Annotated in this window: 32 protein-coding genes; 2 read left to right on the top strand and 30 right to left on the bottom strand. The window is 67.8% G+C overall.

What is annotated here, in order from left to right:
- Positions 1 to 10 precede the first annotated feature (10 nt).
- From prpB to E2170_RS11420, 5 genes are all read right to left on the bottom strand, one after another.
- The gene (prpB, locus tag E2170_RS11440; protein WP_133000767.1) at positions 11 to 892 is read right to left on the bottom strand and encodes a methylisocitrate lyase; all 882 of its coding nucleotides are present in this window, start codon (positions 890 to 892) and stop codon (positions 11 to 13) included.
- 98 nt (positions 893 to 990) lie between these two features.
- Complete coding sequence (gene prpE / locus E2170_RS11435) at positions 991 to 2,880, bottom strand: propionate--CoA ligase (RefSeq protein ID WP_133000766.1); 1,890 nt, start codon at positions 2,878 to 2,880, stop codon at positions 991 to 993.
- A 171-nt stretch (positions 2,881 to 3,051) separates the two neighbouring features.
- A complete protein-coding gene (locus tag E2170_RS11430; protein WP_133000765.1) occupies positions 3,052 to 4,038 on the bottom strand; it encodes a malate dehydrogenase in 987 nt (328 codons plus the stop codon).
- A gap of 100 nt (positions 4,039 to 4,138) precedes the next feature.
- On the bottom strand, positions 4,139 to 5,338 hold the full coding sequence (locus E2170_RS11425) for an aminotransferase class I/II-fold pyridoxal phosphate-dependent enzyme (RefSeq protein ID WP_133000764.1): 1,200 nt from the start codon (positions 5,336 to 5,338) through the stop codon (positions 4,139 to 4,141).
- A gap of 103 nt (positions 5,339 to 5,441) precedes the next feature.
- A complete protein-coding gene (locus tag E2170_RS11420; RefSeq protein ID WP_133000763.1) occupies positions 5,442 to 5,936 on the bottom strand; it encodes a peptidylprolyl isomerase in 495 nt (164 codons plus the stop codon).
- Between the two features lie 197 nt (positions 5,937 to 6,133).
- Between E2170_RS11420 and typA the strand changes: the two genes are divergently transcribed.
- Both typA and E2170_RS11410 read left to right on the top strand, forming a co-directional pair.
- Entirely contained in the window at positions 6,134 to 7,981 is a 1,848-nt protein-coding gene (gene typA / locus E2170_RS11415; protein WP_133000762.1) for a translational GTPase TypA, read from the top strand.
- Complete coding sequence (locus E2170_RS11410; protein ID WP_133000761.1) at positions 7,978 to 8,562, top strand: 2'-5' RNA ligase family protein; 585 nt, start codon at positions 7,978 to 7,980, stop codon at positions 8,560 to 8,562. Before typA ends, E2170_RS11410 begins: the two co-directional genes overlap by 4 nt.
- Positions 8,563 to 8,602: 40 nt before the next feature.
- On the opposite strand, the gene E2170_RS11405 is transcribed toward E2170_RS11410, so the two are convergent.
- The 25 genes from E2170_RS11405 to rplB form a co-directional block, all read right to left on the bottom strand.
- Positions 8,603 to 9,997, bottom strand: coding sequence for a class II 3-deoxy-7-phosphoheptulonate synthase (locus tag E2170_RS11405; RefSeq protein WP_133000760.1), 1,395 nt, complete (start codon positions 9,995 to 9,997; stop codon positions 8,603 to 8,605).
- Between the two features lie 69 nt (positions 9,998 to 10,066).
- Positions 10,067 to 10,579: a disulfide bond formation protein B gene (locus tag E2170_RS11400; protein WP_133001184.1), complete on the bottom strand. Its 513-nt coding sequence runs from the start codon at positions 10,577 to 10,579 to the stop codon at positions 10,067 to 10,069.
- A 91-nt stretch (positions 10,580 to 10,670) separates the two neighbouring features.
- Positions 10,671 to 11,045: a 50S ribosomal protein L17 gene (gene rplQ, locus E2170_RS11395; protein ID WP_133000759.1), complete on the bottom strand. Its 375-nt coding sequence runs from the start codon at positions 11,043 to 11,045 to the stop codon at positions 10,671 to 10,673.
- Positions 11,046 to 11,070: 25 nt separating this feature from the next.
- Complete coding sequence (locus E2170_RS11390) at positions 11,071 to 12,069, bottom strand: DNA-directed RNA polymerase subunit alpha (RefSeq protein WP_133000758.1); 999 nt, start codon at positions 12,067 to 12,069, stop codon at positions 11,071 to 11,073.
- 49 nt (positions 12,070 to 12,118) lie between these two features.
- Positions 12,119 to 12,754, bottom strand: coding sequence for a 30S ribosomal protein S4 (gene rpsD, locus E2170_RS11385; RefSeq protein WP_133000757.1), 636 nt, complete (start codon positions 12,752 to 12,754; stop codon positions 12,119 to 12,121).
- A 14-nt stretch (positions 12,755 to 12,768) separates the two neighbouring features.
- A complete protein-coding gene (gene rpsK, locus E2170_RS11380) occupies positions 12,769 to 13,158 on the bottom strand; it encodes a 30S ribosomal protein S11 (protein WP_133000756.1) in 390 nt (129 codons plus the stop codon).
- 12 nt (positions 13,159 to 13,170) lie between these two features.
- The gene (rpsM, locus tag E2170_RS11375; RefSeq protein ID WP_133000755.1) at positions 13,171 to 13,527 is read right to left on the bottom strand and encodes a 30S ribosomal protein S13; all 357 of its coding nucleotides are present in this window, start codon (positions 13,525 to 13,527) and stop codon (positions 13,171 to 13,173) included.
- A 346-nt stretch (positions 13,528 to 13,873) separates the two neighbouring features.
- Positions 13,874 to 15,211, bottom strand: a complete 1,338-nt coding sequence (gene secY / locus E2170_RS11370; RefSeq protein ID WP_133000754.1) for a preprotein translocase subunit SecY — start codon at positions 15,209 to 15,211, stop codon at positions 13,874 to 13,876.
- Between the two features lie 7 nt (positions 15,212 to 15,218).
- On the bottom strand, positions 15,219 to 15,653 hold the full coding sequence (gene rplO, locus E2170_RS11365; protein WP_133000753.1) for a 50S ribosomal protein L15: 435 nt from the start codon (positions 15,651 to 15,653) through the stop codon (positions 15,219 to 15,221).
- A 4-nt stretch (positions 15,654 to 15,657) separates the two neighbouring features.
- Complete coding sequence (gene rpmD / locus E2170_RS11360) at positions 15,658 to 15,855, bottom strand: 50S ribosomal protein L30 (protein WP_133000752.1); 198 nt, start codon at positions 15,853 to 15,855, stop codon at positions 15,658 to 15,660.
- Entirely contained in the window at positions 15,848 to 16,390 is a 543-nt protein-coding gene (gene rpsE, locus E2170_RS11355) for a 30S ribosomal protein S5 (RefSeq protein WP_133000751.1), read from the bottom strand. The genes rpmD and rpsE overlap by 8 nt, the downstream gene beginning before the upstream one ends.
- A 160-nt stretch (positions 16,391 to 16,550) precedes the next feature.
- Entirely contained in the window at positions 16,551 to 16,904 is a 354-nt protein-coding gene (gene rplR, locus E2170_RS11350; RefSeq protein ID WP_133000750.1) for a 50S ribosomal protein L18, read from the bottom strand.
- A 30-nt stretch (positions 16,905 to 16,934) separates the two neighbouring features.
- The gene (rplF, locus tag E2170_RS11345; protein WP_133000749.1) at positions 16,935 to 17,462 is read right to left on the bottom strand and encodes a 50S ribosomal protein L6; all 528 of its coding nucleotides are present in this window, start codon (positions 17,460 to 17,462) and stop codon (positions 16,935 to 16,937) included.
- 13 nt (positions 17,463 to 17,475) lie between these two features.
- On the bottom strand, positions 17,476 to 17,871 hold the full coding sequence (gene rpsH, locus E2170_RS11340) for a 30S ribosomal protein S8 (protein ID WP_133000748.1): 396 nt from the start codon (positions 17,869 to 17,871) through the stop codon (positions 17,476 to 17,478).
- 81 nt (positions 17,872 to 17,952) lie between these two features.
- Complete coding sequence (rpsN, locus tag E2170_RS11335; RefSeq protein WP_133000747.1) at positions 17,953 to 18,258, bottom strand: 30S ribosomal protein S14; 306 nt, start codon at positions 18,256 to 18,258, stop codon at positions 17,953 to 17,955.
- Between the two features lie 13 nt (positions 18,259 to 18,271).
- Positions 18,272 to 18,814, bottom strand: a complete 543-nt coding sequence (gene rplE / locus E2170_RS11330; protein WP_133000746.1) for a 50S ribosomal protein L5 — start codon at positions 18,812 to 18,814, stop codon at positions 18,272 to 18,274.
- 10 nt (positions 18,815 to 18,824) lie between these two features.
- On the bottom strand, positions 18,825 to 19,139 hold the full coding sequence (gene rplX, locus E2170_RS11325; RefSeq protein WP_133000745.1) for a 50S ribosomal protein L24: 315 nt from the start codon (positions 19,137 to 19,139) through the stop codon (positions 18,825 to 18,827).
- A gap of 22 nt (positions 19,140 to 19,161) precedes the next feature.
- Positions 19,162 to 19,530 carry a 50S ribosomal protein L14 gene (gene rplN / locus E2170_RS11320; RefSeq protein WP_132985262.1) on the bottom strand — a complete coding sequence of 123 codons (369 nt, stop codon included), beginning with the start codon at positions 19,528 to 19,530 and terminating at the stop codon, positions 19,162 to 19,164.
- Positions 19,531 to 19,542: 12 nt separating this feature from the next.
- Positions 19,543 to 19,809, bottom strand: coding sequence for a 30S ribosomal protein S17 (gene rpsQ, locus E2170_RS11315; protein ID WP_133000744.1), 267 nt, complete (start codon positions 19,807 to 19,809; stop codon positions 19,543 to 19,545).
- 12 nt (positions 19,810 to 19,821) lie between these two features.
- On the bottom strand, positions 19,822 to 20,007 hold the full coding sequence (rpmC, locus tag E2170_RS11310; protein WP_133000743.1) for a 50S ribosomal protein L29: 186 nt from the start codon (positions 20,005 to 20,007) through the stop codon (positions 19,822 to 19,824).
- Entirely contained in the window at positions 20,007 to 20,420 is a 414-nt protein-coding gene (gene rplP / locus E2170_RS11305) for a 50S ribosomal protein L16 (protein ID WP_133000742.1), read from the bottom strand. The genes rpmC and rplP overlap by 1 nt, the downstream gene beginning before the upstream one ends.
- Before the next feature lie 3 nt (positions 20,421 to 20,423).
- Entirely contained in the window at positions 20,424 to 21,164 is a 741-nt protein-coding gene (gene rpsC, locus E2170_RS11300) for a 30S ribosomal protein S3 (protein WP_133000741.1), read from the bottom strand.
- Positions 21,165 to 21,168: 4 nt separating this feature from the next.
- A complete protein-coding gene (gene rplV / locus E2170_RS11295; RefSeq protein ID WP_133000740.1) occupies positions 21,169 to 21,504 on the bottom strand; it encodes a 50S ribosomal protein L22 in 336 nt (111 codons plus the stop codon).
- 10 nt (positions 21,505 to 21,514) lie between these two features.
- Positions 21,515 to 21,781 (bottom strand): 30S ribosomal protein S19, encoded by a 267-nt coding sequence (rpsS, locus tag E2170_RS11290; RefSeq protein WP_133000739.1) that lies wholly within the window; start codon positions 21,779 to 21,781, stop codon positions 21,515 to 21,517.
- A gap of 6 nt (positions 21,782 to 21,787) precedes the next feature.
- Positions 21,788 to 22,615 (bottom strand): 50S ribosomal protein L2, encoded by an 828-nt coding sequence (gene rplB, locus E2170_RS11285; RefSeq protein ID WP_133000738.1) that lies wholly within the window; start codon positions 22,613 to 22,615, stop codon positions 21,788 to 21,790.
- Between the last annotated feature and the right edge of the window lies 1 nt (position 22,616).

Genomic DNA, 22,616 nt, shown 5'->3' with positions numbered 1-22,616 from the left:
TGGCAGACGCTCAGACCTTCGAGAACAGCGCGTCGAGCTTGTCCTCGTAGGCGTGGTAGCCGAGGAAGTCGTACAGCTCGGCGCGGGTCTGCAGGGTGTCGACGATGTTCTTCTGCGTGCCCTCGCGGCGCACGGTCTCGTAGAAGTTCAGCGCGGCCTTGTTCATGGCGCGGTAGGCGCCGCAGCAGTACAGGGCGATGTCGACGCCGACGCTGCGCAGTTCGTCGGTGGTGAAGAACGGGGTCGAGCCGAACTCGGTCAGGTTGGCCAGGATCGGCACCTTCACCGCGTCCTTGAACTTGCGATAGTCCTCGAGCGACTTCATCGCCTCGGGGAAGATCATGTCGGCGCCGGCCTCGACGTAGGCGGCGGCACGCTCGATCGCGGCGTCGATGCCTTCGACCGCGGCCGCGTCGGTGCGCGCCATGATGACGAAGCCGTCGCCACTGCGGCCGTCGACCGCGGCCTTCACCCGGTCGACCATCTCCTGCTTCGGCACCACTTCCTTGTTCGGGCGGTGGCCGCAGCGCTTCTGGCCGACCTGGTCTTCCATGTGCACGGCGGCCACGCCGGCGCGCTCGAAGCTGCGGACGGTGCGGGCGATGTTGAAGGCGCCGCCCCAGCCGGTGTCGATGTCGACCAGCAGCGGCAGGCCGGTGGCCTCGACGATGCGGCGGGCGTCGATCAGCACGTCCTCCATCGTGGAGATGCCGAGGTCGGGCATGCCCAGCGAATTCGCGGCCACGCCGCCGCCGGACAGGTACAGCGCCTTGTAGCCGGTGCGCTTCGCCATCAGGCCGGCGTAGGCGGTGATGGCACCCATCACCTGCAGGGGGGATTCTTCGGCGACGGCGGCGCGGAAGCGCGCGCCCGCGGACACATGCTCGGACATCGGGATCCTGCGTCGAGGGGAAGGGACCCTATTCTAGCGGAGCGCGCGCGGACCCCGGCCGCGCGCGCCCGGCGCCGCCGGCCCCAGCCGCCGGAGCCTCAGCTGCCGGCGTCCGCGCCGCGGTCGATCGCGCCGCGGATCTCCTCGAGCGAGCCCGGGTCATCCAGCGTCGACAGGTCGCCGGGGTCGCGGTGTTCGGCCAGCGCCTGGATCGAGCGCCGCAGCAGCTTGCCCGAGCGCGTCTTCGGCAGCGCGCCGACCACGTAGACCCGCGCCGGCCGCGCGATCGCACCGAGCTGCTCGACCACCCTGCCCTGCATCTCGTGCGCGGCCAGGGCCGCGTCGGCGGCCTGCCTGAGGGTGGCGAACACGACCGGCACCTGGCCCTTGACCGCGTCCTGCACGCCGATCACCGCGACCTCGGCCACGCCGGGATGGCCGGACACCGATTCCTCGATCTCGCGCGTGCCCAGGCGGTGGCCGGCGACGTTGATGACGTCGTCGGTGCGGCCGAGGATGAAGGTGTAGCCGTCCCCGTCGCGGATGGCCCAGTCCAGCGAGCTGTAGAGCAGCTCCCTGAAGTGGGAGAAATAGCTGTCGACGAAGCGCTTGTCGTCGCGCCACACCGTGGTCATGCAGCCCGGCGGCAGCGGCGGGCGGATCACCAGCACGCCCTTCTCGCCCGGTGCGGCCTCTTCACCGGTGGCCTCGTCGATCACCGCCAGGTCGTAGCCCGGCACCGGCAGGCCGGGGGAGCCGAACTTCACCGGCTTCAGCTCCACGCCCGGCATCAGCGCCAGCACCGGCCAGCCGGTCTCGGTCTGCCAGTAGTTGTCGATGACGGTCTTGCCCAGGCTGTCGTTGATCCACTGCGCGGTGGGCTCGTCCAGCGGCTCGCCGGCGAGGAACAGGTACTTGAGCTTCGACAGGTCGTACTTCGCCAGCCACTCCGGGTTCTGCTTCTTGAGCACGCGGATCGCGGTCGGCGAGGAAAACATCGTGCGCACGCCGTACTTCTCGCAGATCCGCCACCAGATGCCCGGGTCGGGCGCGGTCGGCAGGCCTTCGTACATGATCGCGGTGGCCCCGGCGATCAGCGGGCCGTACACGTTGTAGGAATGCCCGACCGCCCAGCCGACGTCGGAGGTGGTGAACATCGCCTGCCCGGCGCGGACGTCGTAGATCGCCCACATCGACATCGCCAGCGCCACCGCGTAACCACCCACGTCGCGCTGCACGCCCTTGGGCTTGCCGGTGGTGCCCGAGGTGTAGAGCAGGTAGCTGGGTTCGTTGGACTCCAGCCATTCGACCGGCACCTCGGCGCCTTCGTGCTGTGCGCGCAGGGTGGCGTAGTCGAGGTCGCGGCCTTCGCTGCGGGCGTAGCCCGGCGCCAGGCCGCGGTCGACGATCAGGACGTGCGGGGGCGGTGATTTGGCTTCCGCGAGCGCCGCGTCCACCAGCGGCTTGTAGGGGATGACCTTGCCGCCGCGGCTGCCGGCATCGGCGGCGATCAGCAGCTTCGGCTCTGCGTCGTCGATGCGCAGCGCGAGGTTGTGCGCGGCGAAGCCGCCGAACACCACCGAGTGCACCGCGCCGATGCGCGCGCAGGCCAGCATCGCGAACACCGCTTCGGCGATGTTGGGCAGGTAGATGACCACGCGGTCGCCGCGACCGACGTCGAGCGACTTCAGCACCGCGGCGAAGGCGTTCACTTCGCGATGCAGCTCGCGGTAGCTGAACTCGCGGGTGTCGCCGGTTTCCGTGGACACCGCCACCAGCGCCAGCTGCTCGCCGCGCTCGTCGAGATGGCGGTCGACGGCGTTGTGGCAGAGGTTGGTCTCACCGCCCACGAACCACTTGCGGAACGGCGGATTGGAGTCGTCGAGGATCGCGTCGGGCGGCCGGTGCCAGTGGATGGCGCGGGCCTGCTCGGCCCAGAACGCCTCGGGCTCGGCGATCGAACGGCGGTGGAAGTCTTCGTAAGCCATGCCAGCCTCCTGTACGTCCCACGAGGCTAAGTCGCGGGTGGCGGCGATGCGTTACGACGTTGGTCTAACGCCGGCCCCGGCTCCGGCATTCCGGCGCTCCGGAACGGAAAAACCGGGCCAAGGCCCGGTTTCTCCAGATCCGACCGCAGGTCAAACCCCGCAGGGAGAGGCTCAGCCCAGCAGGTGGGCCACGCCGGCGCGCTCTTCCTCGAGCTCGGCCAGGGTCTTGTCCATGGCCGCGCGGCTGAATTCATCGACGTCCAGGCCCTCGACGCGGGTGTACTCGCCGTTTTCGGTGGTCACGGCCACGCCGTAGATCACGCCCTCGGGGATGCCGTAACTGCCGTCGGACGGCACGCCCATGGTCACCCACTTGCCGTTCGAGCCCAGCACCCAGTCGCGGATGTGGTCGATGGCGGCATTGGCGGCGGACGCCGCCGAGGACAGGCCGCGAGCCTCGATGATCGCCGCGCCGCGCTTGCCGACCTGCGGGATGAACTCGTTCGCGTTCCAGTCGGCATCGTTGATGCGGTCCTTCAGCGACTCGCCCTTGACCGTGGCGAAGCGGTAGTCGGGGTACATGGTCGGGCTGTGGTTGCCCCAGACGATGAGCTTCTCGATGTCGCCCACGGCCACGCCGGCCTTGTTGGCGAGCTGGCTCAGCGCGCGGTTGTGGTCCAGGCGCAGCATCGCGGTGAAATTCTTCGCCGGCAGATCCGGGGCCGACTTCATGGCGATGTAGGCATTGGTGTTGGCCGGGTTGCCGACCACCAGCACCTTGACGTCGCGCGAAGCGACCTTGTTCAGCGCCGCGCCCTGGGCGGTGAAGATCTTGGCGTTCTCCAGCAGCAGGTCCTTGCGCTCCATGCCCGGACCGCGCGGACGCGCGCCGACCAGCAGGGCGACGTCGGCGTCCTTGAACGCCACTTCCGGGTCATCGGTGCCGACCATGCCCGCCAGCAGCGGAAAGGCGCAGTCCTCGAGCTCCATCATCACGCCCTTGAGCGCGGCCTGGGCCTTTTCCATCGGCAGCTCGAGCAGCTGCAGGATGACGGGCTGGTCCTTGCCCAGCATCTCGCCGGAGGCGATGCGGAACAGGAGGGCGTAGCCGATCTGGCCGGCGGCGCCGGTGACGGCAACTCGGACGGGGGTCTTCATGTGGGGTGGCTCCGGATACGTGGGGCTGGAAGGAAGTGCGGGGCGCGACGGCCCCTGCTTGCGGCGGCCGGGACATCGGGCCGGGCCGCCGTCGGCGTGCTCAGGACAGTTCCGCGAAGAACTCCTGGATGCGCGCCAGGCCCGGGGCCAGCTGCGGCGTCGGGCAGGTGTAGCTGATGCGCATGCCGCGCGGCTCGCCGAAGGCCGAGCCCGGCACGCAGGCCACGCCCTTGGCTTCGAGCAGGGCGGCGCAGAACTCGACGTCGTTGCTGATGACCTTGCCCGAATGCGACTTGCCGAAGGCGCAGCTGATGTCGGGGAAGGCATAGAAGGCGCCCTGCGGCACCGGGCAGACCACGCCCGGAATGGCGTTGAGGGCGGCCACGACCTGGTCTCGCTTGCCCTGGAACTCGGCGCAGCGCTGCTCCGGCACGTCCTGCGGGCCGGCATACGCGGCGGCGGCGGCGGCGGACGCCACCTCGGGAATGCTGGTGATGTGGTTCGAATTGAGGATCGTGACCGCCTGCGCGACCGCTTCCGGGCCGGCCATCAGGCCGACGCGCCAGCCGGGCATGCCGTAGGTCTTGGACAGCGAATCCACGAAGATCACGCGGTCGCGCAGCTCCGGGCGGACGTGCACGAAGTTGTGGTAGCCCACGCCGTCGAACACCATCGAGTTGTAGATGTCGTCGGTGATGATCCAGGTGTCGGGGTGGCGCACGATGACGTCGGCCAGGGCGGCGATCTCGTCCTTCGTGTAGACCATGCCCGTCGGGTTGGACGGGTTGTTGAACAGGAACACGCGCGGCTTCTTCGCCAGCGCGGCGTCGAGCTGTTCCGGGGTCAGCTTGTAGTCCTGCTCGGGCGGGCACGGCAGCAGCTGGACATCGGCGCCGACGATCTCGGCGATGTCCATGTAGCTGGTCCAGTACGGCGTGGCGAAGGCGAAGCCGTCGCCCTCCTCCAGCAGCGCCTCGGCCAGGTTGTAGAGGATGTGCTTGGCACCGACGCCGGTGGAGCAGTTGGCGCGGGTGTAACCGTCCAGGCCCAGGCGGCCGAGGTGGCCGATGAAGGCGTCGAGCAGCGCGTTGGCACCCCGGTTGCTGCCGTACTGGCCGGAATCGGCGTCGAGCGCCTTGCGCGCGGCGGCGTACACGTGGTCGCCGGGCAGGAAGTTGGGGACGCCGATCGAGAAGCTGATGACGTCGCGGCCTTCGGCCTTCAGGCGCTGGGCCGTCTCGGCGATGACCATGATCGCGCTGGGCTTGGCGCGAGCCATCCGCTTGGCAAGCTGGGGCATTGCGGGAACCTCGGGTGTGGGGTGTCGGGGCGCGGCGTGCGGCTGCCCGCAGGGACGCGCGGCAGCCGCTTATTCTAGCATCGCGCCCCGGCCGGGCCGGGTCTCAGGCCGACATCACCTTGTTCCATTCGGCGACGCGGTCGGCCTTGGCCGCCAGCGCGGCCTCGGCGTCGCCTTCGATCTTCACCGACTTGATGGCATCGCCCTGCTTGACGGCGTCCACCACCTCCAGGCCCTCGGTGACCTTGCCGAATACGGTGTGCTTGCCGTCCAGCCAGTCGGTCTTGATGTGGGTGATGAAGAACTGGCTGCCGTTGGTGTTGGGGCCGGCGTTGGCCATGGACAGCACGCCGCGCTCGTGGCGGATGCCGTTGCCGGTCTCGTCCTCGAACTTGTAGCCGGGGCCGCCGGTGCCGGTGCCCTTGGGGCAGCCGCCCTGGATCATGAAGTCCGGGATCACGCGGTGGAAGCTCAGGCCGTCGTAGAAGCCCTTGCGGGCCAGGTTCACGAAGCTGGCCACGGTCAGCGGGGCCTTGTCGGGGTAGAGCTCGACCTTGATCTGGCCACGGTCGGTATCGAAAACGGCGTTCAGGGACATTTGGGGATTCCTGGTGGGGCTGGGGAAGGGCTGGAGGCCGGGCCACGGGGCCCGCGGCCGGCCACGGACCTGAAGTGGAGCCGTATTCCGGCTTTGCAACACTTCTGGCATGGGCCGCGGGGCAGTATAATGTCCGGCTTCCCTAAAAAAGGTCCCACGCGCCCTGCCCCAAGAAGGCACGAGGTGCGGCTTTCCCGATGTCCATCGAACGCCTGCGCAACATCGCCATCGTCGCCCACGTCGACCACGGCAAGACCACCCTCGTCGACCAGCTGCTCAAGCAGTCCGGAACCCTGGACGAGCGCGCCGTCGTCCCCGAACGGGTCATGGACAGCAACGACATCGAGAAGGAACGCGGGATCACCATCCTCTCGAAGAACACCGCGATCCGCTGGACCCATCCCAAGACCGGCGAGGTCTGGCGCATCAACATCGTCGACACCCCGGGCCACGCCGACTTCGGCGGCGAGGTCGAGCGCGTGCTGTCGATGGTCGATTCGGTGCTGGTCCTGGTCGACGCCATGGACGGCCCGATGCCGCAGACCCGCTTCGTGACCCAGAAGGCCTTCGCAATGGGCTTCAAGCCGATCGTGGTGGTGAACAAGGTCGACCGCCCGGGCGCCCGCCCGAGCTGGGTGCTGGACCAGACCTTCGACCTGTTCGACCGCCTGGGCGCCAACGACGACCAGCTCGACTTCCACACCGTCTACGCCTCCGGCCTGCAGGGCTTCGCCGGCCTCGAGGACACGGTGCGCGAAGGCGACATGACTCCCCTGTTCGAGGCCATCTGCGACCACGTCCCGGCGCCGCCGGTCGACCCGGACGGCCCCTTCCAGATGCGCGTGACCTCGCTGGACTACAACAACTACGTCGGCGTGATCGGCGTGGGCCGCATCCAGCGCGGCAAGGTGAAGACCAACCAGCAGGTGACCGTGGTCGCCGCCGACGGCAAGACCCGCAACGCCAAGGTGCTGCAGGTGCTGGGCTTCATGGGCCTGGAGCGCGTGGAAGTGGCCGAGGCCCAGGCCGGCGACATCATCGCCTTCTCCGGCATCGAGGGCATCGGTATCTCCGACACCCTGTGCGATCCGTCCGCGGTCGAGCAGCTGCCGGTGCTGACCGTCGACGAGCCGACGATCTCGATGACCTTCCAGGTCAACGATTCGCCGTTTGCCGGCGTCAAGGACCGCTCCGGCGGCAAGTTCCTCACCAGCCGCCAGCTGCGCGACCGCCTGACCCGCGAGACCGCGCACAACGTCGCGCTGAAGGTCGAGGACACCGCCGATGCCGACAAATTCAAGGTCTCCGGCCGCGGCGAGCTGCACCTGTCGATCCTGATCGAGAACATGCGCCGCGAGGGCTACGAACTGGCGGTGTCGCGCCCCGAGGTCATCGTGCGCCAGATCGACGGCGTGATGCAGGAGCCCTACGAGTCGCTGGTCGTGGACATGGACGAGCAGTACCAGGGGGGCGTCATGGGTCGCCTGGGCGAGCGCAAGGCGCTGCTGCAGAACATGGAGCCCGACGGCAAGGGCCGCGTGCGCCTGGACTACATCATCCCGGCGCGCGGCCTGATCGGCTTCCAGACCGAGTTCAAGACGCTCACCGCCGGCACCGGCCTGCTGTTCCACGTCTTCGACCACTACGGGCCGAAGGCCGACGGCGACATCGGCCAGCGCAACAACGGCGTGCTGATCTCCAACGGTACCGGCCCCTCGCCGGCCTATGCGCAGATCGCCATGCAGGAGCGCGGCCGGCTGTTCATCGAGCCGGGCGAGGAGATCTACGAGGGCCAGATCCTGGGCGTCAACGCCAAGGACAACGACCTGACCGTGAACGCCCTGCGTGGCAAGCAGCTGACCAATTTCCGCGCCGCCGGCAGCGACAAGGACGAGGGCCTGATCCCGCCGATCAGGTTCTCGCTGGAGCAGGCGCTGGAGTTCATCGACGACGACGAGCTGGTCGAGGTCACGCCGAAGCAGATCCGCCTGCGCAAGAAGCTGCGCACCGAGACCGACCGCAAGCGGGCCAGCCGCGCGGCGTGAGCCGGGCGCTGTTCCCGGGCTGGCGGCCAGACGCCGACGGGCGTGAACGCCTGGCCGCGCTGGCGGCCAGGCTGCGCGACGCGCATCCCGAGGGCGCACCACGGCTGCAGCCGCGGCGCCCGGACCAGTGGCATGCCACGCTGTGCTTCATCGGCTACGACCTGCTGGACCTGGTGACGCCGGCGCTGCACGCAGCGCTGGCCGATGTGGCGGGGCACATCCCTCCGCACGCCTTCACCGTCGAGCGCATGGCCTACTGGCCGCAGTCGGGCGTGGTGGTCGCGCTGCCGCACGACTGCCCTGCCCTGCAGGCCCTGTGCGATGCGACCCGCGGCGCGATCCGTCGCTGCGGCATCCGCCCGCTGCAGGTCACCACGCAGCCGCACGTGACCCTTGCCTACCTCGACAGGCACCTGCCCGGACAGCCCTGGCTGGACGGCATCGACTGCGGGATCGGCGAAGTGCACGTCGACCGCTTTGAACTGCTGTTCAACCCCGGCGGCCGCTACGAGCCGCTGGCGGAATGGCCGCTCACAGGCACGGCGCTGCCGGTTAAGCCGGAGCAGGCGCAGCTGTTCTGAGGGGCCTCGGCACGCCGCCCGGAGCGACCGGGCGATCGGCTCAGACGCTGACCGGCGGCTTCAGCTGCGCGTGCTTGCGCACGATCGCCATCGCGATCTCCAGCGACTGCTCGTAGTTGAGCCGCGGATCCACCGTCGAGCGGTAGGCGCGCTCGAGGTCGGCTTCGCTGAGGTCGCGGGCGCCGCCGGTGCATTCGGTGACATCCTCCCCGGTCAGCTCAAGATGGACGCCGCCCAGGCGCGTGCCCGCGGCCGCGTGCAGGTCGAAGCTCTGCTCGATCTCGCTGCGGATGTTGTCGAAGCGGCGGGTCTTGTAGCCGTTGCTCGTCGCTTCGGTGTTGCCGTGCATGGGGTCGCAGATCCACAGCACGCGGCGGCCCTCCCGGCGAACCGCTTCCAGCAATGGCGGCAGGCGCTCGGCGACCTTGCCCGCGCCCATGCGGCAGATCAGGCCCAGGCGCCCGGGCTCGTCGTCCGGATTGAGCAGGTCGATCACCCGCAGCAGGTCGTCCGGCGCCACCGTCGGGCCGACCTTGACCGCGACCGGGTTGCGGATACCGCGGAAGTACTCGGCGTGGGCACCATCGACGGCGGCGGTGCGCATGCCGATCCACGGGAAGTGGGTGCTGAGGTTGTACCAGCCCCACTGCCGCGGCACCTGGCGGGTCAGCGCCTCCTCGTAGGGCAGCAGCAGCGCCTCGTGCGAGGTGAAGAAGTCGACGCGGTTGAGGTTGTGCACCTCGTTGCCCGACAGCGTTTCCATGAAGCGCACGGCCTCGCCGATGTTGGCGACCATGCGCTGGTACTCGTGCGCCAGCGGCGAATGCGTGACCCAGCCCAGGTCCCAGTACTCCGGGTGGTGCAGGTCAGCGAAACCGCCGTCAACCAGGGCACGCACGAAGTTCATCGTCATCGCCGAGCGCGCGTGCGCCTTGACCATGCGCCGCGGGTCGGGGATGCGCGCCTTCGCACTGAACTCCGGGCCGTTGATGATGTCGCCGCGATAGCTCGGCAGCGTGGTATCGCCACGGGTCTCGGTGTCGGCCGAGCGCGGCTTGGCGTACTGGCCCGCGAAGCGGCCCACGCGCACCACCGGCTGGCGCAGGCCGTGGACCAGCACCAGGCTCATCTGCAGCAGCACCTTGAGGCGGTTGGAAATCACCGCGGAGCTGCAGTCCGCGAAGTTCTCCGCGCAGTCGCCGCCCTGGAGCAGGAAGCGCTTCCCTTCCTGGGCGTCGGCCAGCTGCTGCTTCAGCGTCTGGATCTCCCACGACGTCACCAGCGGCGGCAACGCGCGCAGCTCGTCCTGGACGCCGGCCAGCTCCGTGGCATCCGGATAGACCGGCATCTGCAGCGCCGTGCGCCCGCGCCAGCTGCCCGGGTTCCAATCGTCGGGCAGGCTCACGGGGCGGAGGTTGCGTTCGTTGGCGGACATCGGGGCTCGTTCGTTGTTGCAGTGCAGCGAGCAGCCATCATCCGCCCCGCGGCGGATGTGTGCAATGCCTCAGCGCTGGCCGCGCCTGCGCGCCCTGAAGCCGATGACCAGGAAGAACAGCCCGAGGATCACGAACCAGACCAGGCTCCAGGCCGGCATCGACAGGCCGAGGAAGGTCCAGTCGATGGTGCCGCAATCGCCGCTGCCGGTCAGCACCTTGCGGATCACGTTGCTGGTGGACATGGTCTCGCGCATGAACGACAGCGGCGGCCCGCAGCCCGGGATCTCCGGCGGATTGAGCTGGATCCAGACGTGGCGGCCGGCGATCGCCATGCCCACGGCCGCGGCCAGGAAGCCGAACACGCCGTAGAACGCCCTGGCGCCGGCGCCGCGCGGCGCGTGCAGGCCCGCGAGCAGGAACACCAGGGCCAGCGCCGCGAAGGCGATGCGCTGGAAGATGCACAGCGGGCACGGCTCCAGGCCCCAGGCGAACTGGGAGAAGATCGCGAAGCCGATCAGCGCCGCGCAGATTGCGAAGCCGGCCAGGCACTGGCTGCGGAAGGTCCAGCTGAAGGGGTTCAGGCTCATTTGCGGGCTCGGGCGAAACGGACGCCAAGATAGCAAAAACCCCGACGCGGAGGCCGGGGTTCGTGCGTGCAGCAATGCCGTCGGATTACTCCGCGGCCGCCTGCGGCCGGTCGACGAGCTCGACATAGGCCATCGGCGCATTGTCGCCGTCGCGGAAACCGCACTTGAGGATGCGGAGGTAGCCGCCCGGACGCTCGCGGTAGCGCGGGCCCAGCTCGACGAACAGCTTGCCCACGGCTTCCTTGTCGCGCAGGCGCGAGAAGGCCAGGCGGCGGTTGGCGACGCCGTCGGTCTTGCCCATGGTGATCAGCGGCTCGGCGACGCGGCGGAGCTCCTTGGCCTTCGGGAGCGTGGTCTTGATCAGCTCGTGCTTGAGCAGCGACGCGGCCATGTTGGTGAACATGGCATCGCGGTGGGCGCTGGTGCGGCTGAACTTGCGGCCGGCTTTCTGGTGGCGCATGGTCTTGGTTCCTGTCTGTCTAGTCTTAGCCGAGCATGCCGTGCGCCGAGACGCCGGCCGGCGGCCAGTTCTCGAGCTTCATGCCGAGCGAAAGGCCACGCTGGGCCAGCACTTCCTTGATCTCGGTGAGCGACTTCTTGCCGAGGTTCGGGGTCTTGAGCAGTTCGACTTCCGTCTTCTGGATCAGGTCGCCGATGTAGTAGATGCTCTCGGCCTTGAGGCAGTTGGCCGAACGCACCGTCAGCTCGAGGTCGTCGATCGGGCGCAGCAGCACCGGATCCACGCCCGGCGTCTGGGTCTTGGGCGCATTGCCCTCGCGGCGGGTGAAATCGCCGAAGACGCTGAGCTGGTCGGTGAGGATGTCGGCGGCGGTGCGCACGGCTTCCTCGGCGTCGATCGTGCCGTTGGTCTCGATGTCGAGCACCAGCTTGTCGAGGTCGGTGCGCTGTTCGACGCGGGCGGCCTCGACTTCATAGGCCACGCGGCGGACCGGCGAGAACGACGCGTCCAGCATCAGGCGACCGATGGCGCGGGTCTCCTCGTCCGGGCGGCGGCGCGCAGCGGCCGGCTGGTAGCCGAAGCCACGCTCGATCTTCAGGCGCATGTTGATCGACGCATCCTTGGTCAGATGGCAGATCACGTGCTCGCCGTTGAGCACTTCGACGTTGTGGTCGGTCTTGATGTCGGCGGCGGTGACGACGCCCGGGCCGGACTTGGCCAGGGTGAGCGTCGAGCTGTCGCCGGTGCCCATGCGGATGGCGACGTCCTTGAGGTTGAGCAGCACCTCGAGCACGTCTTCCTGCAGGCCTTCGATGGTGCTGTATTCGTGCAGCACGCCGTCGATCTCGACCTCGGTGATGGCGAAGCCGGGGATCGACGACAGCAGCACGCGGCGCAGGGCGTTGCCGAGCGTATGGCCGTAGCCGCGCTCCAGCGGCTCGATCACGACCTTGGCGCGGTTGCCGGTGATGCGCTCGATCTGGGGGCCACGCGGGCGCAGGACCTGGTTGGCGGTAACCGTCATGTTTGGTGTCTCCTGGGGCCTGCCGGAGGGGGCCGGCGGGCCGGGTGAATTACTTCGAGTACAGCTCGACGATCAGCGCTTCGTTGATGTCCGCCGGCAGGTCGCCGCGATCCGGGATCGCCTTGAACACGCCGCTGAACTTCTTCGAGTCGACCTCGACCCAGGACGGCGACAGGTCCATGGTGGAGGACACCGTCAGGGCCTCCTGGACGCGCATCTGCTTCTGGGCCTTCTCGGACAGGGCGATCGCGTCGCCGGCCTTGACCTGGTAGGACGGCAGGTTCACGGACTTGCCGTTGACCGTCACGCCACGGTGCGAAACCAGCTGGCGGGCCGCCGGGCGGGTGACCGCGAAGCCCATGCGGTAGACGACGTTGTCGAGCCGGGTCTCGAGGAGCTGCAGCAGGTTCTCACCCGTGTTGCCCTTCTTGGTCGAGGCCTTCTTGTAGTAGTTGCGGAACTGGCGCTCCAGCAGGCCGTAGATACGCTTGACCTTCTGCTTCTCGCGCAGCTGGACGGCGTAGTCGGAGAGCTTGCTGCGACGCGCGCCGGTGCCGGCGCCGTGCTGGCCGGGCTTCTGCTCCAGCTTGCACTTCGAGTCGAGCGCGCGGGCGGGCGACTTCAGGGAGAGGTCGGCGCCTTCGCGGCGGGCGAGCTTGCAGGTGGGACCGATATAACGAGCCATTTCTTATCGCCCCCTTAGACGCGACGCTTCTTCGGCGGACGGCACCCGTTGTGCGGGATCGGCGTCACGTCGATGATGTTGGTGATCTTGTAGCCCACGTTGTTGAGCGAGCGGACGGCCGACTCGCGGCCCGGGCCCGGGCCCTTGATGCGGACTTCAAGCGACTTCACACCGTAGTCGAGGGCGGCCTTGCCGGCCTTCTCGGCGGCGACCTGGGCCGCGAACGGGGTGGACTTGCGCGAACCGCGGAAGCCCGCGCCGCCCGAAGTCGCCCACGACAGCGCGTTGCCCTGGCGGTCGGTGATGGTCACGATGGTGTTGTTGAACGAAGCATGGACGTGCGCAATGCCGTCGGTGACGACGCGCTTGATCTTCTTCTTCGCCTTTGCTGCCGGCTTGGCCATGGTCTTTGTTCCTTATTTCCTGATGGCCTTGCGCGGACCCTTGCGGGTACGGGCATTGGTCCGGGTGCGCTGGCCGCGCAGCGGGAGGCCACGACGATGGCGCAGGCCGCGGTAGCAGGACAGGTCCATCAGACGCTTGATGGCCATGCCGACCTCGCGACGCAGGTCGCCCTCGACCACGTACTTGCCGACTTCCGAGCGCAGGCGCTCGACTTCCGGCTCCGACAGGTCGCGGATCTTGGTGTTCGAGGCCACGCCGGCGGCGTCGCAGACGAGCTTCGAACGGGTACGGCCGATGCCGTAGATGCTTTGCAGCCCGACCCAGACGTGCTTCTGGGCAGGCAGGTTGACACCTGCAATACGCGCCATGCGCGGATCTCCAACTGTTTGGGGCGGCCGGACGGGTGATCCGGCGCAGTGAACAAGAAATTGTATCAGGGTCCCGGGGTCCATGGAAGCCCGCGGCCGCCAAAGGCGTCCGACCGGCCCGGCATGGGGAGTGTGCCCATGCTCCGGCGACGGTTCCCGGCTGGACCGGACCCCTTCCGGGGTCCTGCCCGCCCGGCGCTACTCTGGCGCCGGGACTGGCCCTGGAACCACCTGCGTGCGGGACCGCCGCGCAGGTCGCCCATCAAGACCCGGCCGCGAAGCGGTCGGGCCATGGATCCCGTGGCGGTTCCGGCAAGGCCGGGTGCCCGGGATCCGTCTTGAATCTTCAGCCGCGCGGCAGGCCGCGCGTGCCACCCTTGAGGTTGGCCTTCTTCAGGAGGCTCTCGTACTGGTGCGACATCAGGTGGGCCTGGATCTGGGAAATGAAGTCCATCACCACCACCACCACGATCAGCAGCGACGTGCCACCAAAGTAGAACGACGCATTCAGCTCGCCGCGCATGAATTCGGGCAGCAGGCAGACCAGCACCAGATAGGCGGCGCCGGCCGCGGTGAGCCGCGTCAGCACGCCGTCGATGTAGTCGGCCGTCGCCTTGCCCGGACGGATGCCGGGGATCAGCGCGCCGGACTTCTTCAGGTTGTCCGCGGTTTCCTGGGAGTTGAAGACCAGGGCCGTGTAGAAGAAGGTGAAGCCCGCGATCAGGCCCGCGTACAGCAGGATGTACAGCGGCTCGCCCGGCGACAGGGCCTGGCTCACCCGCATCAGCCAGTTCGCCTGGCCGGCCTGGCTGAACCAGGTCGAGGCGGTGGCCGGGAACATGATGATCGAGGAAGCGAAGATCGCCGGGATCACGCCCGCCATGTTGAGCTTGAGCGGCAGGAAGGAGCTCTGGTTCATGTACGCGTTGCGACCGCCCTGGCGGCGCGCGTAGTTCACCGTGATCCGGCGCTGGCCGCGCTCGACGAACACCACGAAGTAGGTGAAGGCCAGCACCAGGACCACGATCAGGATCACCGAGATCGGGCTCATGTCGCCGTTGCGGGCGGCCTCGAAGGTGGTGATGATCGCGCTCGGCAGGCCCGCCACGATGCCGGCGAAGATGATCAGCGAGACGCCGTTGCCGACGCCGCGCTCGGTCACCTGCTCGCCCAGCCAGACCAGGAACATGGTGCCCGCGGTCAGCGCGATGATCGCGGTGAGCACGAAGCCCAGGCCCGGGGCATAGGCCACGCCCTGGCTCTGCAGCATGGTCGCGATGCCGGCGGCCTGGAAGATCGCCAGCGGGATCGCACCGATGCGCGACCACTGGGTGATGCGACGGCGGCCGGATTCGCCCTCCTTCTGGATCGCCTTCAGGCTCGGCACGATCTGCACCAGCAGCTGGATGACGATCGAGGCCGAGATGTAGGGGATCACGTTCAGCGCGAACAGGCTGAAGCGCTCGAGGGCACCACCGGAGAACATGTTGAACATGTCCACGATGGTGCCTTCGGTCTGCTCCATCAGGCGGAGCATGGCATCAGGATTGACGCCCGGCACCGGGATGTAGCAACCGATGCGATAGACGATCAGCGCCCCGAGGACGAACAGCAGGCGCTGGCGCAGCTCGGTGAACTTGCCGAGCCCCGCCATGCCACCCATTGCGCCGCCGCTTCGTGCCATGCGTTGCTTACTCCTCGACCTTGCCGCCGGCGGCCTCGATGGCCGCGCGGGCACCGGCCGTGGCCAGCACGCCCTTCAGCACGAGCTTCTTCGAGACGTCGCCCTTCTTCACGATCTTGGCGCGCTTGGCCGTGGCCGGCACCAGCTTCGCGGCGCGCAGGGCGGCGAAATCGATGTCGCCCTCCAGGCGGTCGAGCTGGTACAGCATGACCTCGGCGGTGTCGCCGGCGATGCGCGAGCGGAAGCCGACCTTCGGCAGGCGCTTGCGCAGCGGCATCTGGCCGCCTTCGAAGCCGGCCTTGATCTTGCCCTTGCCCGAACGGGCGAAGGAACCCTTGTGGCCGCGACCGGCGGTCTTGCCGAGGCCGGAGCCGATGCCGCGGCCGACGCGCTTGCGCTCGGTGCGGGCGCCCTCTGCGGGCTGCATGGTGTTGAGCTTCATGTGCTTATTCCTCGACCCGGACCAGGTAGTGGACCTTGTTGATCAGGCCGCGGACCTGCGGGCTGTCCTTCAGTTCACGCACGGAGTTGAGCTTGCCCAGGCCCAGGGCCTTGACGGACAGGCGGTGCTTGGCCTGGGAGCCGCGCAGGCCCTTGACCAGGCGCACCTTCACGGTGCCGTTGCCGGCTTCGTTCTTAGCCATTGAGGATGTCCTCCACCTTCTTGCCACGCTTGGCGGCAATGGCGCCCGGCGAGTGCATGCCGGCCAGGCCCTTGACCGTGGCGCGGACGAGGTTGATCGGGTTGCGCGAGCCGACGGCCTTGGCCAGCACGTCCTTCACGCCGACGGCCTCGAGCACGGCGCGCATGGCGCCACCGGCGATCACGCCGGTACCTTCGGACGCGGGCTGCATGAACACGCGGGCGGCGCCGTGGCCGGCCTTCACGGTGTGGAACAGCGTGCCGCCGTTGAGCTCGACGGTGGCCATGTTGCGGCGGGCCTGCTCCATCGACTTCTGGATGGCGACCGGGACCTCGCGGGCCTTGCCGTAGCCGAAGCCGACCTTGCCGGCGCCGTCGCCGACCACGGTCAGCGCGGTGAAGGTGAACTGGCGACCACCCTTGACGGTCTTGCTGACGCGGTTGACCGCGATCAGCTTCTCGATCATGCCGTCGTCGATTTCTTCGCGGTTGTTGCGGTCGCGGTCGCGGCCGCGCGGAGCGCGATCTTCTGCCATTTCGATGCTGCCTGTGTTGTTGAGGGATGTACGGCTGGGCGCCGCTTATGGTTGTTGGATGGATCGGTGGACCACGTTCCCGGGCAGAAGCCGGGAGGCGTCCGATGCAGCCCGCATCGGCAGGTGGCATGGGTGGGGACGGTGCCCCACCCTTTTCAACTCAGAACTGGAGGCCGCCTTCGCGCGCGGCGTCGGCCAGGGCCTTGATCCGCCCATGATACCTGTAACCGGAGCGATCGAAAGCAACCGTGTCGATGCCGGCGGCCTTGGCCTTCTCGGCGATGGCACGACCGACCTTGGCGGCGGCCTCGGTGTTCTTGCCGTTCTTCAGGCCCTCGCGGACCTCGGCCTGGGTGGTGCTGGCCGCAGCCAGGACCTTGGAGCCGTCGGCGTTGAACAGCTGGGCGTACAGGTGCTGGCCGGTGCGCAGCACCGACAGGCGCGGCACGCCGAGTTCGCGGATGTGCGCGCGCGTGGACTTGGCGCGGCGCAGGCGGGCAATCTTCTTCTGCATGGTCTTGTTCTCCGAAAGCTGAAGGCCGGCTTAGGCCTTCTTGGCTTCCTTGCGGATGATGTTCTCGCCGGCGTACTTGACGCCCTTGCCCTTGTACGGCTCCGGCGGGCGGTAGCCGCGGATCTTGGCGGCGACTTCGCCGACGACCTGCTTGTCCGCGCCGCTGACCACGATCTCGGTCTGGGTCGGCGTGGTGATGGTGATCCCCGCCGGCGTCTTGAACAGCACCGGATGGGAGAAGCCCAGCGACAGGTTCAGGTCCTGGCCCTGCATGGCGGCACGGTAGCCGACGCCGACCAGTTCGAGCTTGCGCTCGAAGCCCTCGGAGACGCCCTTCACCATGTTGGCGATGATCGCGCGCATGGTGCCGGTGATGGCCATGTCGCCCGGTGTCGCCGGCGACAGGACGGCCTGGCCGTCCTCCATGTTGAACTCGACGCCGGCCGGCATCGCCATCGACAGCGAGCCCTTCGCGCCCTTGGCGGCGATGGTGCCGTCCTGGACCTTCAGTTCGACGCCCTTCGGGAGGGCGATCGGCTTCTTGGCAACTCGGGACATTGCGGTTCCTCCCTTAGGCCACGAAGCACAGGACCTCGCCGCCGACGCCCTGCTGGCGCGCCTGCGAATCGGTCATGATGCCCTTCGAGGTGGAAATGATGGCGATGCCGAGGCCGTTGAGGACCTTCGGCAGGTCGGCCTTGCCGCGGTAGTGGCGCAGGCCCGAGCGCGAAACGCGCTGCATGCGCTCGATGACCGGGCGGCCTTCGTAGTACTTCAGCTCGATCTCGAGCTCGGCCTTGGCGCCGTTCTCGGTCACGCGCGCGCCGGTGATGTAACCCTCGTCCTGCAGCACCTTGGCGATGGCCACCTTGGTCTTGGACGACGGCATCTTCACCGTCGGCTTGCCGACGGCCGCCGCATTGCGCATGCGGGTCAGCATATCGGCGATGGGATCAGTCATGCTCATTGATAATTGCCTTTGAGTGCACCGATATCCGCGGGATTGCGAATTCGTTGGAACCGGCCCGCGGGGGCCGGGTGTAACTGCTTACCAGCTGGCCTTGCGCAGGCCGGGAACGTCGCCGTTCATGGTCGCCTTGCGCAGCATGTTGCGGCCCAGGCCGAACTTGCTGTAGACCGCGCGCGGGCGGCCGGTCAGGGCGCAGCGCGTGGTCTGGCGCGAGGGCGAGGAGTCGCGGGGAAGCTTCTGCAGCTTGACCACCGCATCCATCTTCTCTTCGTAGCTCGCCGACTCGCTGCTGACGATCTTCTTCAGCTCGTCGCGCTTGGCGGCGAACTTCTTCGCCAGCTTCGCGCGCTTCGCTTCGCGGTTGATCATTGAGGTCTTGGCCATGTGTCTTGTCCGGTCAGTTGCGGAACGGGAAGCGGAAGGCCTCGAGCAGGGCGCGGGCTTCCTCGTTGGTCTTGGCGGTGGTGGTGATGGCGATGTCCATGCCACGCAGCGCGTCGACCTGGTCGAAGTCGATCTCCGGGAAGATGATCTGCTCCTTGATGCCCATGTTGTAGTTGCCACGGCCATCGAAGGAACGGCCCGACACGCCGCGGAAGTCGCGGACGCGCGGCAGGGCCACGTTGATCAGGCGATCGAAGAACTCGTACATGTGCGCGCGGCGCAGCGTGACCTTGCAGCCGATCGGCCAGCCGTCGCGGATCTTGAACGAGGCGACCGACACGCGCGACTTGGTGACCAGCGGCTTCTGGCCGGAGATCTTGCCCATGTCGGCGGTGGCGTTCTCGAGCACCTTCTTGTTCGCCGCGGCCTCGCCCACGCCCATGTTGAGCGTGATCTTGGTCAGGCGCGGGACCTGCATCGGATTGGTGTAGCCGAACTGCTCGGTGAGCTTCGGCACCACTTCTTCCTTGTAGAACTTTTCCAGACGGGTGGTCATTTCACATTCCTCAGGCGTCAATCGCCTCACCACTCGAGCGGAACACGCGTACGCGGCGTCCATCCTCGAGGACCTTGGTTCCGATGCGCTCGCCCTTGCCCGAGGCAGGGTTGAAGTGCATCACGTTCGACGCGTCGATCGGCGCCTCGCGCTCGACCACGCCGCCCGGCTGGTTGGCCTGGGGGTTGGGCTTGGTGTGGCGCTTGATGATGTTGATGTTGGACACGACGACCTTGTCGCCGAGCACGCGGACGACTTCGCCCTGCTTGCCCTTGTCCTTGCCGGCGGTGACGACGACGCGGTCACCCTTCTTGATGCGGTTCATGTCGGTTTCCTCTTCGACCGGCTCAGAGCACTTCGGGTGCGAGCGAGACGATCTTCATGAACTTCTCGGAGCGCAGCTCGCGGGTCACGGGCCCGAAGATGCGGGTGCCGATCGGCTCCTGCTTGTTGTTCAGCAGCACGGCGGCGTTGCCGTCGAAGCGGATCAGCGAACCGTCGGGACGGCGGACACCCTTGCGGGTGCGCACCACGACGGCGTCATAGACCTCGCCCTTCTTGACCTTGCCGCGCGGAATGGCGTCCTTCACGGACACCTTGATGATGTCGCCGATGCCGGCGTAACGGCGCTTGGAGCCGCCCAGCACCTTGATGCACATCACTTCCTTGGCGCCGGAGTTGTCGGCCACGCCCAGGTGGCTCTGCATCTGGATCATTTCGGAGCCTCCTTATTCAGCCGCGCGTGCGACGATTTCGACGACGCGCCAGTTCTTGGTCTTGGACATCGGCGCGATCTCCACCACGCGGACGGTATCGCCCTCGTTGCAGGAGTTCTCGGCGTCGTGGGCGTGCAGCTTGGTCGAGCGGCGGATGTACTTGCCGTACAGCGCGTGCTTGACCTGGCGCTCCACGAGCACCGTCACGGTCTTGTCCATCTTGTTGCTGACGACGCGGCCTTCGACCGTGCGCAGCTTCTTTTCGGTATTTTCGGTCATGTCTGCCCGTCCTTACTGCTTGGCGCCGAGGAGGGTGTTGACGCGAGCGATCTCGCGGCGAACCCGGCGGGCGTCGTGGGTCTTGGCGAGCTGGCCGGTCGCCTTCTGCATGCGGAGCGAGAACTGCTCCTTCTGCAGCTCCAGCAGGTGCGCCTTCAGCTCGTCCGAAGACTTCTGGCGAAGTTCCTTGATGTCCATCAGCGCACCGTCCGGGTCACGAAAGTGGTGGTCACCGAGAGCTTGGCGGCGGCCAGGCGGAAGGCCTCGCGCGCGGTCGCCTCGTCGACGCCCTCGATCTCGTAGATCATGCGGCCGGGCTGGATCTGGGCCACCCAGTACTCCACGTTGCCCTTGCCCGAGCCCATGCGGACTTCGATCGGCTTCTTGGTGATCGGCTTGTCGGGGAACACGCGGATCCACATCTTGCCGCCGCGCTTCACGTGGCGGCTGATGGCACGGCGCGCGGCCTCGATCTGGCGGGCGGTCAGCTGGCCGGTCTGCGTGGCCTTCAGGCCGTACTCGCCGAAGCTGACGGCATTGCCGTTCCAGGACAGGCCGTCGTTGCGGCCCTTGTGCATCTTGCGGTATTTGGTTCGCTTGGGTTGCAGCATGACTTAGTCCCTCGCCTCGCGATCACGGCGCGGGCCACGCGGACGCTCGCGGTCACCGCGGTCGCCACGCTCGCCACGCGGCGAATCGTCCTGCTTCTCCTGGCCAACCTGGGCGAAGTCGAAGATCTCGCCCTTGTAGATCCAGGTCTTGATTCCGATGATGCCGTAGGTCGTCTTGGCCTCGGCAAAGCCGTAGTCCACGTCGGCGCGCAGCGTGTGCAGCGGCACGCGACCCTCGCGGTACCACTCCGAACGCGCGATCTCGGCGCCGTTCAGGCGGCCGGCGACGTTGACCTTGATGCCCAGCGCGCCCAGGCGCATCGCGTTGCCGACGGCGCGCTTCATCGCGCGGCGGAACATGATGCGGCGCTCGAGCTGCTGCGCGATCGACTCGGCGACCAGCTGCGCGTCGAGTTCCGGCTTGCGGACCTCGGTGACGTTGATGTGCGCCGGGACGCCCATCATGTCGCTGACTTCCTTGCGCAGCTTCTCGATGTCCTCGCCGCGCTTGCCGATCACCACGCCCGGGCGGGCGGTGTGGATCGTGACGCGGGCCGACTTCGAGGGGCGCTCGATCATGATGCGGCTGATGCCGGCGGCGGCCAGCTTCTTGCGGAGCATCTCGCGGACCTTCAGGTCCGAAGCCAGGTACTCGGCGTATTCCTTCTTGCCGGCGTACCACTTGGAGTTCCAGTCCTTGGAGATGCCCAGGCGGATGCCGGTGGGGTGAACTTTGTGACCCATATGCTTACTTCCCCTCGCCGACAACGACGGTGATGTGGCTGGTGCGCTTGAGGATGCGCGTGCCGCGACCCTTGGCGCGCGCCATGAAGCGCTTCAGCGTCGGGCCTTCGTCGACCATGATCGTCTTGACCTTGAGCTCGTCGACGTCGGCACCGAGGTTGTTCTCGGCGTTCGACGTGGCCGAGTACACGACCTTGTAGATCATGTGCGCCGCCTTCTTGTCGCTGAACTTCAGCAGGTCGAGGGCGCGGGCAGCCGACAGGCCACGGACCTGGTCGGCGACCAGGCGGGCCTTCTGCGGGGAGATGCGCGCGGTGCGCAGGATTGCCTTGGCTTCCATCGTCATCTCCTTAACGCGACTTCTTGTCGCCGCCATGACCCTTGAAGGTCCTGGTCAGGGCGAACTCGCCGAGCTTGTGGCCGACCATGTTCTCGTTGACGAGCACCGGAACGTGGTTGCGGCCGTTGTGCACGGCGATGGTGAAACCGACCATCTCCGGCAGCACCATCGAACGGCGCGACCAGGTCTTGATCGGACGCTTGGTGTTGCCCGCGGCTTCCACCTTCTTGATGAGGTGGTGGTCGACGAACGGGCCCTTCTTGAGTGAACGTGCCATGGTCTATCAGCTCCTGCGGTCGCGCACGATGAACTGCTGCGTCCGCTTGTTATGGCGGGTCTTGTAGCCCTTGGTCGGCACGCCCCACGGGGTGACCGGGTGCGGGTTGCCCTGGCCGGCCTTGGCCTCACCACCGCCGTGCGGATGGTCGACCGGGTTCATGGCCGCGCCGCGGACGGTCGGCTTGATGCCGCGCCAGCGCTTGGCACCGGCCTTGCCCAGCTTCTCGAGGTTGTGCTCGGAGTTGCCGACTTCGCCGATGGTGGCGCGGCACTCGGCCGGCACGCGGCGCATCTCGCCCGAACGCAGGCGGAGCGTGGCGTACACGCCCTCGCGGGCCACCAGCTGCACGCCGGCGCCGGCGGCGCGGGCGATCTGGGCGCCCTTGCCCGGCTTCATCTCGATGCAGTGCACGGTGGAACCGACCGGGATGTTGCGCAGCGGCAGGGTGTTGCCGGCGCGGATCGGGGCGTCGTTGCCCGCGATCACCTGGTCGCCGGCCTTCAGGCCGCGCGGCGCGATGATGTAGCGGCGCTCGCCATCGACGTAGCACAGCAGCGCGATGTGCGCGGTGCGGTTCGGGTCGTACTCGATCCGCTCCACGCGCGCCGGAATGCCTTCCTTGTCGCGCTTGAAGTCGATGATGCGGTAGTGCTGCTTGTGGCCACCACCGATGTGGCGGGTGGTGATGCGACCGTGGTGGTTGCGGCCACCGGTCTTGCTCTGCTTCTCGACCAGCGGCGCGTACGGGGCACCCTTGTGCAGCTCGGGCGCGACCACGCGGACCGCGGAGCGGCGACCGGCAGAGGTGGGCTTGAATTTCATCACTGGCATG

This window comes from Luteimonas arsenica (assembly GCF_004352825.1).
Classification (GTDB): Bacteria; Pseudomonadota; Gammaproteobacteria; order Xanthomonadales; family Xanthomonadaceae; genus Luteimonas; species Luteimonas arsenica.
Note: the sequence above shows the minus strand (reverse complement) of the source record. Positions and strands in the feature narration are given on the sequence as shown.